General features: G+C 35.4%; 11 protein-coding genes. 3 read left to right on the forward strand and 8 right to left on the reverse strand.

Annotated elements, in window-relative coordinates; translation table 11 throughout:
• Positions 1-122: 122 nt before the first annotated feature.
• From ACM6F9_RS11290 to ACM6F9_RS11305, 4 genes are all read right to left on the reverse strand, one after another.
• Positions 123-2,117 carry a M4 family metallopeptidase gene (locus ACM6F9_RS11290; RefSeq protein ID WP_414845822.1) on the reverse strand — a complete coding sequence of 665 codons (1,995 nt, stop codon included), beginning with the start codon at positions 2,115-2,117 and terminating at the stop codon, positions 123-125.
• Between the two features lie 99 nt (positions 2,118-2,216).
• Positions 2,217-3,032 (reverse strand): hypothetical protein, encoded by an 816-nt coding sequence (locus ACM6F9_RS11295; RefSeq protein WP_414845823.1) that lies wholly within the window; start codon positions 3,030-3,032, stop codon positions 2,217-2,219.
• Between the two features lie 12 nt (positions 3,033-3,044).
• Positions 3,045-3,554, reverse strand: coding sequence for an RNA polymerase sigma factor (locus ACM6F9_RS11300; protein ID WP_414845824.1), 510 nt, complete (start codon positions 3,552-3,554; stop codon positions 3,045-3,047).
• 152 nt (positions 3,555-3,706) lie between these two features.
• Positions 3,707-5,335 (reverse strand): NADP-dependent glyceraldehyde-3-phosphate dehydrogenase, encoded by a 1,629-nt coding sequence (locus ACM6F9_RS11305; RefSeq protein WP_414845825.1) that lies wholly within the window; start codon positions 5,333-5,335, stop codon positions 3,707-3,709.
• 173 nt (positions 5,336-5,508) lie between these two features.
• Between ACM6F9_RS11305 and tpx the strand changes: the two genes are divergently transcribed.
• The gene (tpx, locus tag ACM6F9_RS11310) at positions 5,509-6,078 is read left to right on the forward strand and encodes a thiol peroxidase (protein ID WP_414845826.1); all 570 of its coding nucleotides are present in this window, start codon (positions 5,509-5,511) and stop codon (positions 6,076-6,078) included.
• 998 nt (positions 6,079-7,076) lie between these two features.
• Here tpx and ACM6F9_RS11315 read toward each other — a convergent pair.
• Positions 7,077-7,793, reverse strand: coding sequence for a TonB-dependent receptor plug domain-containing protein (locus ACM6F9_RS11315; RefSeq protein WP_414845827.1), 717 nt, complete (start codon positions 7,791-7,793; stop codon positions 7,077-7,079).
• A gap of 135 nt (positions 7,794-7,928) precedes the next feature.
• On the opposite strand from ACM6F9_RS11315, the gene ACM6F9_RS11320 reads away from it, so the two are divergent.
• Positions 7,929-9,731: an ATP-dependent nuclease gene (locus ACM6F9_RS11320; protein WP_414845828.1), complete on the forward strand. Its 1,803-nt coding sequence runs from the start codon at positions 7,929-7,931 to the stop codon at positions 9,729-9,731.
• A gap of 280 nt (positions 9,732-10,011) precedes the next feature.
• Here ACM6F9_RS11320 and ACM6F9_RS11325 read toward each other — a convergent pair whose 3' ends face one another.
• The 3 genes from ACM6F9_RS11325 to ACM6F9_RS11335 all read right to left on the reverse strand — a co-directional run bounded on the left by ACM6F9_RS11325 (position 10,012) and on the right by ACM6F9_RS11335 (position 13,699).
• Positions 10,012-10,773, reverse strand: coding sequence for an MBL fold metallo-hydrolase (locus tag ACM6F9_RS11325; RefSeq protein ID WP_414845829.1), 762 nt, complete (start codon positions 10,771-10,773; stop codon positions 10,012-10,014).
• 381 nt (positions 10,774-11,154) lie between these two features.
• Positions 11,155-11,697: a Crp/Fnr family transcriptional regulator gene (locus tag ACM6F9_RS11330; protein WP_414845830.1), complete on the reverse strand. Its 543-nt coding sequence runs from the start codon at positions 11,695-11,697 to the stop codon at positions 11,155-11,157.
• Positions 11,698-11,713: 16 nt separating this feature from the next.
• Positions 11,714-13,699, reverse strand: a complete 1,986-nt coding sequence (locus ACM6F9_RS11335) for a urocanate hydratase (RefSeq protein ID WP_414845831.1) — start codon at positions 13,697-13,699, stop codon at positions 11,714-11,716.
• 249 nt (positions 13,700-13,948) lie between these two features.
• Here ACM6F9_RS11335 and ACM6F9_RS11340 point away from each other — a divergent pair, with 249 nt between their 5' ends.
• Positions 13,949-14,386, forward strand: a complete 438-nt coding sequence (locus tag ACM6F9_RS11340) for an endonuclease domain-containing protein (RefSeq protein ID WP_414845832.1) — start codon at positions 13,949-13,951, stop codon at positions 14,384-14,386.
• The last annotated feature ends 31 nt before the right edge of the window (positions 14,387-14,417 follow it).

A 14,417-nucleotide genomic window follows, 5' to 3' on the forward strand; every position in this document is an offset into this window, starting at 1 on the left:
TATTTTTACAAAAGAAATAAAAAAACCCGACAGAAATATACTGCCAGGCCTCATTATGTGTTTTTTAATTGTTACTATTTTCTCATAATAGTATTAATTTATGTTGTATTATATTTTTGATTTTACTCAACAATCATTTTCTTGGAAGCAACCATCACCCCATTTGAAGTAATTTTCAAAATATAAATACCTTTTTTAGCTTCAGTGATATAAATTTTATTTACCCCTTTATTTAGTTTCTGTAAAGATTTAATTAATCTTCCGGAAGCATCAAAGATTTCAATAGTGGCATCATTTTTATTATTTTCGATTGTAAATACTCCATTTTTTATGGGGTTAGGATAGATTTTCAATTGCTCATTATCTGAACCTGCAGTTTCTAATGTTGATAATGTACCTGTACCTATTCCTACAGCATACCATGCATTTACATTCTGCTGCTGTTCATTACTGCCTGCTCCATACAAATCTGTTATAGCCTGCTTTGTTGCATTATAAGCATCTAAATATGTAGTATTGGGAGTCATATAATTCATCAAAGCTCTATAGATAATCTTTTCAGCTTTTTCAATTGTGATACCAGAAACATTGTATGCATTTCCTATATCATTCGTTCCGGAACCTCCTTGTGAAAGAAGATAGAACCAATAATTTCCAACCCCACTGTTTGTATGAACTCCTCCATGATCATTCGCCTCACTTATATCTGCTGTATTCACCCAGTTTGTCCCCATATAAGTATCGGGCTGAGGATTGGGATTTACATTATTCGGATCAGACATATTTCTCATGTAAGGACTTGGAGAAGGATTCAGAAAATTGGGGGTAGGAATTCCCTCACCTATTGTCCAGTTAGGAGAAGCTCCTGAATAAAATTCAATAGCTGTTCCTAGCATGTCTGCAATGGATTCGTTGATAGCGCCAGATTCTGCTACATAGTTTAATCCTCCCAATCCATTTCTTCCGATGATTAAGTGAGAATATTCATGACCAGCAACATCTAATCCTACGACAGGATTCATTAATGTAAGTAAACCTCCAAAAATTTTCCCATTACCATAAAGCATACAAACTATTCCTCCATATAAAGGGGTATCCAAAGCAGCGGCATTTGCCCCTCCTGTAAAACCACCAAAATCAATATTATAATAATTATCTATTTTAGCACCGTTTCCATCATAACTATTTCTGTTATGCCTTGTAATATAATAATCATATGCATTTTTCATTCCCCAATGTACTTCTACTGCAGGTTTTGTATCATCTGCTGTATAGTTTGCAATAGGATTTATATATTCTTCAACATTAATAATTCCTCCATTGATTGTATCTACATCCAGATTAGTTCCATTCATTGTATGAATATTTCTGACATTATCTTTCAAACGGAATTCCCCATTATAGGAATCAACAGTTATAGATTGATTTCCTTTATAATACGTTGCACTTAAAGAGGGTGTATCTGTATCGTGAACTCTTGAGTTTTTCTTTACAACAAGACCTGTAGCATTATTAATATAATAAGTAAATGCTTTTAAGGGTTTAAAAGAAAGAGCTTCTACTTTGGATGTATAATATACAACTGCTTTTCTTCCTTCACTTACTTTCGTAATAACGTTTTCAATATCGGAAACCTTTATTTTACCTTCTGGATGGAGGTCAGCGATGATTACCGATTTGATTTTTTGTATATCCGGTTGTTTTTCAACTGTTAACAAATCAATGTCAGTAATAATTTCTCCATTTACATAGGTAATTTTTCCCCCTTTATCATGGATAAGAACCATGTCATCCATTACTTTAATATTTTTATAGTAATGTTCATAAAAGGAATGTCTGATTCCAAGCTCATCTTTACTCTCTTTAATGAGTTTATAGGAATGGTCTCCATTTGTACCTAACCATTCCCCAAGATGCCCAACCAAAAAATCTGGTGAGACATTCAACTTGCTAAAATCTGCATTAAAAATTCCCATTTCCGATGAAACTGAAATTACAGGTAAATTTTTAACTGAAATTTCGATATTATCCCTTTTTTGGGCTTTTGCCACAGGAGATAATAAAATCGAAATAGCTAAAGCCAAAGATATGGCCCTAATAGTAGTAGTTTTTTTCATATTTTTTGATATTTTCTCACAGTTAGTAGAATAATATCAAAAATGTTACAACTCATAATAAAAAACTTAATAGTTCTTATCATGTTTTTAATTAAGATACTAATTCATTTCACTTAAGGCCCTTTGTAGTAATCCTATATCGATAAAATTCAGTTTTGCCCCTACTACTATAATGATCAGAAGGACGAGTGTCAAAAATACAATGATGAAAATATACATGGATACAAACCAGATAACGGTATTCAGGATATTTCCTTTAAGTCCCATAGTATTCATGAAAAACTTTTGTGAGCGCTCAAACCATGTTTTTCTTTTTTTCGGTCTTGGGCTCACTTCAATGCCGTTAAGCTCATCCACAAGGCGCACTACATCATCAATATATCTTCCATACATATAGTAGATCCAATATCTGATTATAAAAGCAATCAGCAGCAGAGTGATCATAAGACTGATTCCAAAGATGGCAAGATTATATTCCTGATCAAAATGGAAATTAATCTGGATCAAAGACAATAGAAGTCCAAGCGGAATATAAGAAATATAATAGGCGATGTAAATTTCTTTCGAGATCAGAAGCTGCGTTTTAAGATTAAACAGATCATAATTGGTATTGATGCTGTTCTTTTGAAGAAGCTTATACAATTTCAGAAAACGGGAGTAAAAATAGACAATAATCGCAACCGTCAGGATCGTAACGAATAATGATATGGTTTTAATATTAGAATCTTTAGAAGCAAAAGGAAAACTGGTTAAAAGCAATGGTAATGTCACAATCATCAGCCAGAACTCTGTCTTCATATTCACTTTCAGCATCTGCAAAGGTGAATGTATTTCCTTCTGTTTTTCCAGAGAAATTTCAGGGGATTCCTGTCCTGTATCTTTATTCCAAATTTCTTTAAAGTTTTCTAACTCCATAGTTTTATCTATTTAATTCGAACCTGTCTCCTGTCTGGTAATGATCTCTTTCAGCTTTTCTTTTGCCCTTTTCAGCTTTACCCGTGTATTCACTTCCGTAATTCCGAGCTGAACAGCTATTTCTTTACCCGAAAAACCCTCTAAAAAGAAAAATATAAGGGCTTTATCTATGGGGCTCAACTGATGGATGGCTTCATACATCCGCTTCATATTCATATCATCCGTATCATTATAAGGTTCCTGCCTGGCGCTTAGCACATCTACATTCTGATTCTGTATAAAACTACGTTTTTTTTCACTTCTCAGGAAAACAATTGCTGTGTTCAGCGCAGTTCTGTACAGCCATGTGGAGAAATCGCTTCTCTTTTGAAAATCACCGTATGATTTCCAGGCCTGGTAAATGATCTCCTGATAGAGGTCATTCTGATCGTCCTTATTTTCCATATACATTTTAGAGATCTTGAAAACAACACCTTTGTGCTTTTCAATTTTCTCTAAAAATTCTTTTTGCGGTGAAGACATGATTTACACACTGATCCTTAGATAATATTAATAAAATATCATCTTATTATAACACAAAATTCTAATTTCCGCTATTAAGTTAAAAAAATCCTCAAAAAACAAAGCAGTTTATTGAGGATTTTTATTTATGTTAAATACGAGACCAGTCAGAATCAGAAAATATAATCAGTGCTTAAAAAATTGGAATCATGTTCTCTGACAATGGTATTGAGTAATTCTTTGTTGGATTCTGTCAGTTTTGCAGCTACCAGAGACCGGATAGAGAATGAACGGAGCGCATCAAAGACAGAAAGTGTTCCTTCTGCACTGTCTTTTCTTCCTGTAAAAGGAAAAACATCGGGGCCACGCTGTGCCTGGCAATTGATATTCACGCGGCTTACAAGATTCACAAACGGATCAATAAGTTGGGCTACTTCCTGTGCATCTTCACTGAAAATACTTACCTGCATCCCATGTGAAGCATTCACCTGATACTCTATTGGCTCCTCTATGTCTTCAAACGGAACAACAGGAATCACCGGCCCAAACTGCTCTTCATGATACAGTTTCATATCGCTGTTTACAGGATACACTACCGCCGGGAAAACAAAAGATTCATCCGTATAACCTCCGTCTTTATTCAAAACTGCAGCCCCTTTCTGTAAAGCATCTTCAATACATTCTTTTAGATATGCAGGTTTGTTCACCTCCGGAAGTGGGGTTACTTTTACATCTTTTTCCCATGGCAGACCAGCCTTCAAAGCAGAAACGGCAGCACTTAGTTTTTCTGTAAACTCTAAAGCCACTTCTTTCTGAACAAATATCAACTTCAGTGCTGTACATCGTTGTCCGTTGAAAGAAAGTGCTCCTAAAATACATTCGCTTACCGCTACATCCAGATTGGCATTTTTAGTAACAATAGCTGCATTTTTAGCATCAAGACTCAGAATAGCTCTTAGACGATTTACTTTTGGATGGAGTTTTTTCAATCCATTCGCTACTTTACTTGATCCGATGAAAGCCAGTACATTCACTTTTCCGCTTTCCATAATCGGGGTGATAATCTCTGATCCTTTCCCATATAATGTATTTACTGTTCCTTTCGGGAAGGCTTCTTTAAAGGCATTTAATAAAGGATAATGAGCTAATACGCCATGCTTTGGAAGCTTAAACAGGATGGTATTTCCCATGATCAAAGCAGGGATCAACGTGGTAAAGATTTCATTCAGGGGATAATTAAAAGGTCCCATACTCAGGACAACTCCAAGCGGTGCTCTCCTGATTTGGGCAATTGTTCCCTCAGCCTGTTGGAAACGGGAAGATTCCCGATCCAGATCTTTCAGGGCATCAATGGTTTGGTTGATATAATCTACAGTACGGTCGAATTCTTTGGTAGAATCTGCCAGTGTTTTTCCAATTTCCCACATCAGCAGTTTAATGATCAGATCTCTTTGCTGGATCATCAGGTACACGAATTTCTGCATGCACTTAATACGTCCTTCTACAGACATGGTAGGCCATTCGCCCAGCCCGGTATCATAAGCTTTTACGCAGGCTTCAAGAACTTCCATTGCTTCGTTGGGGCCAATATTAGGGATGCTTCCCAAAAGCTTTCTTTCCAATCCGTTTTCTGTAGGGATGCACACCGGAGAATAAATTTCGGTAACGTCTCCCTTCCACTCTACCAATTCTCCATTCAGAAGATAAGTTCTCTGATGAATAACCGGAACTTTATACTCTTCCGGAATTTCGTTTTCTCCTTTAAAAATGTGATGGAATGATGCCGTATTTTCTGAACTCATAAATCTTTCTATTTTTTTATGTGATAAGATCCTTCTTTGTAAGAAGGTTTGATAACATAAAGGTAGAGGTAAAATATTTTGAAAGAAACAATCTGACAATAGATTTGATCTATTTGAATTAAAATTAATCTTAGCTCCTAAAAAAAGAATAATTTAGCTTAAAAATAAATTTCATGTTTTCAAAATTAGTTTGCGGCACACTGCTATTCTTCTCTGCGATGGGCTTTGCTCAAAAATCTAAAGCTACAAATACTGTTTTAATGGGTGGAAAGGAAGTTCATACTTATGCCAAATTACCGGCTCTTAATAAACCGGCTCCCAAATTCACCCTTACCGATGTGAATATGAATGATCAGTCACTAGACTCATATAAAGGAAGGTATGTCATCCTGAATATCTTTCCTAGTGTAGATACTGGTGTTTGCTCTGCATCTGTACATCATTTCAATGAAGAAGCGGGGAATCTACCCAATACAGTAGTACTTTGTATTTCTAAAGATTTACCTTTTGCACAGAAAAGATTTTGTGGTGCTGAAGGAATCAAAAACGTTGTAATGCTTTCAGATTTCCGTTCAGATTTCGGATGGAATTATGGTGTGGAACTGGTAGATTCTGCCATGAAAGGCCTTCTTAGCAGGGCCGTTGTAGTGATAGATCCTTCAGGAAAGATCATCTATGAAGAACAGGTGCCTGATATTTCTCAAGAACCAAATTATGAAGCAGCTATTGCGGCTGTGAAATAGTGAATCACATTAAAACCATTAAGAACATTTAAAAATATAAGATTATTAAGATAAGCGCATAGCTTTTTAAGAACATCTTGATGTTTCTCTTAACTTACCTTCACAACTTCAATATTCTTAATGTTCAAAATAATAATAAAACTCAGCGTGCAGCTGAGTTTTTTATTGATGTTGGAAAACGCAAAGGCGCAAAATGGTATTTAAAATATACTCTTTTTAAGGTGCAAAGATTTTATCTCCGATAAAATTCACAACATTCCACCTGCTGAAAATCTTTGATTTTCTTGCGCCTTAAAATAAGGCATGGCTTAGAAAAGCCTTGCGCCTTTGCGTGTTTCCAAAAAAATAATTTCATTATAAGATGAAGCACAACGCTTAAAAACATCCTGATGTTTCTCTTAACTTATCTTCACAACTTCAATATTCTTAATGGTTCAAAATAACAAAACTCAGCATGCAGCTGAGTTTTTTATTGATGTTGGAAAACGCAAAGGCGCAAAATGGTATTTAAAATATACTTTTTTAAGGCGCAAAGATTTTATCTCCGATAAAATTCATAACATTCCACTTGCTGAAAATCTTTGATTTTCTTGCGCCTTACAATAAGGCATGGCTTAGAAAAGCCTTGCGCCTTTGCGTTTTCCAAAAAATAATTTCATTATAAGATGAAGCACAACTTTTAAAAACATCCTGATGTTTCTCTTAACTTACCTTCATAACTTCAATATTCTTAATGGTTCAAAATAATAATAAAACTCAGCGTGCAGCTGAGTTTTTTATTGGTGTTGGAAAATGCAAAGGCGCAAAATGGTATTTAAAATATACTTTTTTTAAGGCGCGAGGATTTTATCTCCGATAAAATTTCAACACTCCGTTTGCCATTCCGAGCAAAGCAAGGAATCTACACTTTAATATTCTCTTCCACATTGCGCCAAATGAAGCAAATGAATGTGAAAAGATCTGTGAGATCAGTGAAATCTGCGGGAGAATAAAGAACCTTAATTTATTTTATATTTTTTTCTTTTAGTCGTAATTACTATTACTCCATCTTTAGCTTTTTCACCGTACTTTGCAGATGCAGAAGCTCCTTTCAGAACATTCATTGTTTTTATTTGATCGGGATTCAGATCTTTTATATTTTCATAAGTGCTTATTTTTCCATTTAAAACATACATAGGCTGGTATGCTACTCCGCTTGATGGAGCCCTGCCAATACGTATACTATTATTTTCTTTAGGAGGCTGGCCAACTACTCCTGATAATTTTGATACAATTTCTTTTCTTTCCTTTTCTTTGTTGTCTAATAAAGTATTAGCAGGTATTACTGAAACCGCCCCAAACAATTTCTGATGTTGCCGGTTATTGAATTCAGATAAGAATATGGCTTGCATTTCGTTTGTTTTTAAGGTGTCATTAGCAAACTTTTGCTGTGCATTCACCGTAACAATTCCTCCTGTTGTCAGCATAAAACCAACAGCAAATTTTACCAACAGTGTATTCATATAAGAATAATTCAAGTCTCTGTTGAGCTGGGATGGATTAAAGTTTCCGCAGATCTCTTGTGGGGCATTTGCGAAAAAATCTATAATATCATCATCCGAATCTTTCCTGAAGTCTCTCACTGTTTGGGAACAAACAGCACAAAATCTTCCTTTCTCATCAGGTGTCATGGCGTTCCAGTTTTCATGACAAGGTTTTGGTATGGTTATTTTCATAGGGTTCTTTTCTTATAAAGATGCATTGATAAGAGAAAAGGTTGGAATGTGTATAAAAAACGGAAAACCGTAATTATGTATGAAGTTAGATTTTTATATTTGAAAATAACATAATATAAATAAACTAACACATACATGAAACTCTATTCATTAAAAATATCAGGTTATAAGAGACTTAAAGAAGTAAATCTCATTTTTGGAGATGCAACATTTCTAATCGGACAAAATAATTGTGGGAAAAGCTCAATAATTAAAGCCATAGATATTTTGCTTTCTGCAAAAAAGCAGTTGTCAACAGTTGACTTTCATTCAATAATAGATGATGAAACGCATGAAGTAAAAGTTGACACTAATACAATTACTCTTGAAGCTGAATTTAGAAATCTTCCTGCTGAAGCTAAAACATGGAGAGGTTTTAAAGGTAGAATTTTTAGTTATGATATACCTGATGATTCTGAAGAAACTGGATTATCCGTAATTTATAGAAAAACATATGAATTAGGTAAAGATGTAATTATTGAATTTAAATCTAAAGTTAGAAACATAAAAGATATTTACTCTGATTGTAAAAAGCCTCAAGATTACATTGACAATGGTCTGTCTCAAGAAACTATTGAAGAGTATTTTCCTGAGTTGCAATCTAATATAGGAAAAGGTAAAGCTGTATTAGAAAAATTAGACTTAATTGATGAGATTTGGGAGATTTCTGAAGAGGAAACTTGGTTTCAAAATCCTGGTGGAATTCCTGGAAATGTACTTAAGATGTTACCGAGGTTCTTATTAATTCCTGTTGATGTTGGATTACATGAAATTCAAGGGTCTGGTAACGGAGTTCTTAGTACAACCCTTGGAGAACTATTTCAAACTGTTAGAGAAAATTCTGAACATTTTAAAAATGCCCAAGTTCACCTAAATAACCTCGCAAAGGAATTGGACCCACAAGATGATGAATCTGAGTTCGGAAAAATGATGAATGAGCTAAACACAGTTTTATCAACTGTTTTTCCAGATTCTAAATTATATGCATCTACAAGTTTAAGTGATCCTTCTAGTCTTAAACCAGCATTTACTGTTGAAATGTCAAGTAATATAAAGACGTCTATTGATAATCAAGGTACTGGTATGATTAGAGCTGCTGTTTTTGGAATGTTGAGATACAGACAATTATGGCTATCAAAAAAAGAAGATGATCATGCTCGTTCATTAATAGTCTGTTTTGAAGAACCTGAAACATATTTACATCCAAGCGCAGCAAATCAAATGAGAGAAGCAATTTATGAATTAAGTTCTAATACATCCCAAATAATTGCTTCAACACATTCACCATATATTATTGATTTATCTCGTAAACCAAAACAAATATTAAATAGACTTTATAATTGCGGTAATCATGTAGAATGTAATACCTTTAGTGTTACCGAAAAATTTAAAGAACTCCAAAGCGTTGATAAAACCTATGTAAAAATGATAATGAAAATTGACAACTATGTATCAAGAATATTTTTTACAAAGAATGTAATAATTGTAGAAGGAGATACAGAAGATATCTTAATACGCGAAACTTTAAAACTTTTGGATAAAGCTAAATATTTTAAAATTTTATCTGACTTTGAGATTGTTAAAGCTCGTGGAAAAGCTGCTATAATTGGCCTAATAAAATATTTAACTTCAATGGGAATAAAACCAATAGTAGTTCATGATTTAGATTTAGGTGAACCAAATGCTGCAAAATACAATCAACCAATTACAGATGCTTTAGGTGGAAATGGAAGAATTGTTGTAATGGAAAATAGTGTTGAAGAAGAATTAGGTTATGAAGCTAATTCCGAAAAGCCATACAAAGCGTATAAGCAAACATTGGAATGGGATAATAATTGGGATAATTTACCTTCTAATTGGAAAACAAAGATGTCAGAAATTTTTGGCGAATATATCTAAATAAATCACATACTTCATTAGCACATATTATAGAAACAAAAGTACACCAAATATTAAAGAATTAGTATTAAAATCCAGCGAGCTCATCAATAGCATCGGGCTTTAGCCCGATATAAAAAGATAAATACAAAAGGCTTTAGCCAAAACTTAATTTTAAATTTCGGCTAAAGCCAATCATACTACGCACAAAAAAACGGGCTAAAGCCCGTTTCTATTAATATTGAGATTCTTCACTCCATTACATTTCATTCAGAATGACAATTTCCCTTACTAATATCAATTAAGATTCTACCAACACTGCTCCATCTTTCAAAACCATAAACTCCTGTCCTACTTCCTCAGAAATGTTTTTCAAATCCTGCTCATCAAAAACCTGAGGGATGTAGCATTTCTCATGCGCAAACAACCCGTAATGGATGGGCACCAGCTTTTTGGCATGTAGAAGATGAGCTGTTGCAAAGGCTTCTTTCAGATTAAGGGAAGCGGGAACGGGGCTGTATTGTAAGCCGATGATCTCAAAGTTAACCACTACTCCGTTTACGGGTAAGAAGGCATAATCTATGTTTGGGTTTTCTTTTCCAAGCTTCCAGAATTGATTGTGCCAGATGGTATCTCCACCATGAAATATTTTGGTCGTTTCATCATCTACGATCCAGGAAGACTGTATTTCTCCTACTCCATCCATAGCAAATACAGGTTTGAAGGTGATGTTGTTTTCTGTGAAGGTTTCATCAAGATCCAACACAATGATTTCTACGTCATCTAGTATTTTTTTCACAATAGATTCCAATCCTTTGTAGACGATTAATTTTCCTTCTTTCTTTAAGCATTTCCGGATAACTCCTTTATCAAAATGATCGAGATGCATATGCGTAAAGAGGATATAATCTGCCTGCACATGCTCTAAAAATTCTATAAGATTCTCTACAGCATCGCCCAATACAGGTTTATAGTAAGAGAAATCTTCTACAGCATCTATTAAGATCGTTTTGTTGTGAGAAGTAATGCGGATGCCTGCCCAGTTTAATTTTTGTATTTCCATATTCTTTTTTCAGCAAAGGAAGAGACTTACGGAAGGCAAGACAATAAACAAAAGATAATAAATGAGGATGTTTCGAGGTTGGGAGCTGGGGGATGGAAGATGGAACTTGATTATTTCTCTACAGTTTCTATTGTCTTTTCTTTGAATTAACAATAAGGACTTTATAAACGTAAAGTTTTTATTTATTAACTGCAGATTCTAAGGGGCAAAGCCGTTGTCTAAGCTAATGATAAGAGCACGCTTCATCAAATCGATTGAAAATCGATTCATCCTTTGCTCAGTTATAATGTGGATTTAAAATTGAAACTTTGCGTTAAAAAAACTCTGCAAGATAATATAGTCTTAGTAAGTTCTTTTATTATCTTCAAATTTCTAGCTTATTTACAAAATCCTTTTTCTGATTCTGCTTAAAGAGATTGGCGTAATACCAATATAAGAAGCGAGATATTTCAAAGGAATATTCTGAATATAATGAGGTTTGTTCTTCAAGAGATATTCATAGAGGTCTTGTGGAGTATTTTTTAGCAGGAGCATTTCTCTTTTCATCGCAGCATTAAGCTTTCTGCTCAGATAGTAGTTCTGCACAAAACGGCAGTGTGGATTTACAGCGAATAAGTTTTTCACTTCATCCAAGGTGATTTCCCATGCCAGCCCTCTGTTGATGGATTCGTAAACGGTATCAGAGCTTTTTTCTTCCACAGTAAAAATATCACCGGGAAAATAGAATTCTGCACAGATTTCGGTATCAATATCCGATGTGCTGTTGATGTAGTATTTACGGACAAGCCCATCTTCTACAAGATAGGCTTTGTTGTCTGTAAATATGTTTTTCTTTGAAAATTCGACCTCAGCAAACTTCTCCCATACAGGATCACTATCCTCTACGTTCAGGTGTGAAAACAGTTTTTTGTTGATGGCTGCCAATGCTGAATTTTATGGATTATAATAAATTTTCGTCTACAAGATTTGGAAGAGTCACTTTCAAATTCGGTTCTGCTTCCATCGCTCTTTTAATAGCGAAAACGGCACCTTCGTTTCTTGCCCAGCTTCTTCTTGAGATTCCGTTGTTCACATCCCAGAAAAGCATGGATTTTAGTCTTCTGTCGGCATCATCGCTACCGTCAAGAAGCATTCCGAAACCTCCATTGATTACTTCTCCCCAGCCTACTCCACCACCATTGTGGATAGAAACCCATGTAGCTCCACGGAAACTGTCACCAATTACGTTGTGAATGGCCATATCTGCGGTAAATCTTGATCCGTCATAGATATTGGAAGTCTCTCTGTAAGGAGAATCGGTTCCCGAAACATCATGATGGTCTCTACCTAACACTACAGGTCCTATTTCACCATTTTTGATGGCTTTGTTGAAGGCTTCTGCAATTTTCATTCTTCCTTCTGCATCTGCATAAAGAATTCTTGCCTGCGAGCCTACTACCAGTTTATTTTCCTGTGCCCCTTTGATCCACTGGATATTGTCTTTCATCTGCTGCTGAATCTCTTCAGGTGAGTTTTTAACCATTTCTTCTAATACTGCACATGCAATATCATCAGTTTTCTGAAGGTCTTCCGGATTTCCACTTGAACATACCCAACGGAATGGCCCGAAACCATAATCAAAACACATAGGTCCCATAATATCCTGTACATAACTTGGATATTTAAATTCTCTTCCTAATGTCGGGTTTTCGGCCATTACATCAGCTCCGGCTCTGGAAGCTTCCAATAAAAAGGCATTTCCGTAATCGAAGAAATAGGTTCCTTTTGCTGTATGTTTATTGATCGCTGCAGCATGTCTTCTTAATGTTTCCTGAACTTTTTCTTTGAATAATTCAGGGTTTTCAGCCATCATGGTATTAGATTCTTCAAAACTTTGTCCTGCAGGATAGTAACCACCCGCCCAAGGATTATGAAGTGAAGTCTGATCTGATCCGATGTCAATTCTTACATCTTCCTTATCAAATTTCTCCCAAACTTCCACAATATTTCCAAGGTAAGCCAAAGACACGGTTTCTTTGTTAGCCTGCGCTTCTCTTACTCTTTTTACTAATGAATCAAGATCTTCATGAATTTCATTCACCCATTTCTGATCGTGACGGATCTTTGTGATCTTTGGATTTACTTCTGCACATACGGTAACACAACCTGCGATATTCCCAGCTTTTGGCTGAGCTCCACTCATTCCGCCCAATCCTGAAGTTACGAAAAGACCTCCTTTCGGTTCTTTTTTGATTTTTCTGAAAGCATTTAATACCGTAATCGTTGTTCCATGAACAATCCCCTGAGGACCGATATACATATAACTTCCCGCTGTCATCTGCCCGTATTGGGTAACACCCAATGCATTGAATTTCTCCCAGTCATCCGGTTTTGAATAGTTCGGGATCATCATTCCATTCGTTACAACAACTCTTGGCGCATCTTTATGGGACGGAAACAATCCCATCGGATGTCCTGAATACATGACCAATGTCTGATCATTATTCATTTCCGACAAATATTTCATCGTCAGCAGATACTGTGCCCAGTTTGAGAATACAGCTCCATTTCCACCATACGTAATCAGTTCGTGAGGGTGCTGTGCTACGGCATAATCCAGGTTATTCTGAATCATCAGCATAATGGCTTTCGCCTGCTCAGATTTTCCGGGATAGTCTGTAATTGGTCTCGCCTTCATTTCATAATCCGGACGGAAACGGTACATATAAATTCTTCCGTAATCTTCCAATTCCTGCTTAAATTCAGGAATCAGCTCTGCATGAAATTGAGGATCAAAATAACGTAAAGCATTCTTTAATGCCAGTTTTTTCTCTTCTTCCCCTAAAATTTCTTTACGCTTCGGAGCATGGTTGATATTGGTCTCGTATGGTTTTGGTTGTGGCAGTTGACTAGGAATCCCCTGCTGTATCTGTTCTTGGAATGTCATATTGCTATTTAAAGGTCTATGTTTTAAACAATGTTTGAAGTCTTAAAGATATTCAAAATAGGAAATATAGGCAAGGGGAAAGGAAAGAATGGCTTAGGGTTTAGGGAAAATTATCAAACCTGTAAATCAACCGCCATTTGATATTAAATACTATATTTGAAAAGATGCACCTGAATTCCCCTCCCTCGGAGGGGTGGATTCCAAAGTTGAGAACTTTGGAGGACGGGGTGGTTAAAAACACAAACAATCATGAAAGAAATCCTTACCGTCATCAACGAAATTCCGATCCGTAGGAATTTCGTTGAGAACCTGCCCTACAATCCCCATTTAAAGGTATTATTAAAAGAAAAACGCAAAGCTCGGATTTTGGGTGAGGTTATATTCTGGAAGAAAGTCCGTGCAAAAAAATTTCATACAATTGATTTTGACAGACAAAGAATTATTGGAAATTATATCGTTGATTTTTATGTAAAAACACTGGGGCTTATTATAGAAATAGATGGTTCAAGCCATGATGAAAAGCAGGTTTATGATGGGATAAGAGAAGAATATCTCAAATCTTTAGGACTATTGGTTTTCAGAATCAGTGATTTTGATGTAAAGAATAATCTGAGTATTATGATGAAGGAATTGGAGAATTTTATTGTGCTGCACTATGGAACCACCCCGTCTTCAAAAATTCTTTAATTTTTGAATCCACCCCTCCAAAGGAGGGGAA

Source organism: Chryseobacterium sp. IT-36CA2, assembly GCF_949767875.1.
In the GTDB taxonomy this organism is placed as follows: Bacteria; Bacteroidota; Bacteroidia; order Flavobacteriales; family Weeksellaceae; genus Chryseobacterium.

Bases quoted from the DNA above. Each gene is read 5' to 3' on its own strand.
- ACM6F9_RS11320 (WP_414845828.1), top strand. From the start codon at position 7,929: ATGAAACTCTATTCATTAAAAATATCAGGTTATAAGAGACTTAAAGAA.
- ACM6F9_RS11300 (WP_414845824.1), bottom strand. From the start codon at position 3,554: ATGTCTTCACCGCAAAAAGAATTTTTAGAGAAAATTGAAAAGCACAAA.
- ACM6F9_RS11305 (WP_414845825.1), bottom strand. From the start codon at position 5,335: ATGAGTTCAGAAAATACGGCATCATTCCATCACATTTTTAAAGGAGAA.
- ACM6F9_RS11295 (WP_414845823.1), bottom strand. From the start codon at position 3,032: ATGGAGTTAGAAAACTTTAAAGAAATTTGGAATAAAGATACAGGACAG.
- ACM6F9_RS11335 (WP_414845831.1), bottom strand. From the start codon at position 13,699: ATGACATTCCAAGAACAGATACAGCAGGGGATTCCTAGTCAACTGCCA.
- ACM6F9_RS11315 (WP_414845827.1), bottom strand. From the start codon at position 7,793: ATGAAAATAACCATACCAAAACCTTGTCATGAAAACTGGAACGCCATG.
- ACM6F9_RS11290 (WP_414845822.1), bottom strand. From the start codon at position 2,117: ATGAAAAAAACTACTACTATTAGGGCCATATCTTTGGCTTTAGCTATT.
- ACM6F9_RS11325 (WP_414845829.1), bottom strand. From the start codon at position 10,773: ATGGAAATACAAAAATTAAACTGGGCAGGCATCCGCATTACTTCTCAC.
- ACM6F9_RS11340 (WP_414845832.1), top strand. From the start codon at position 13,949: ATGAAAGAAATCCTTACCGTCATCAACGAAATTCCGATCCGTAGGAAT.
- tpx (WP_414845826.1), top strand. From the start codon at position 5,509: ATGTTTTCAAAATTAGTTTGCGGCACACTGCTATTCTTCTCTGCGATG.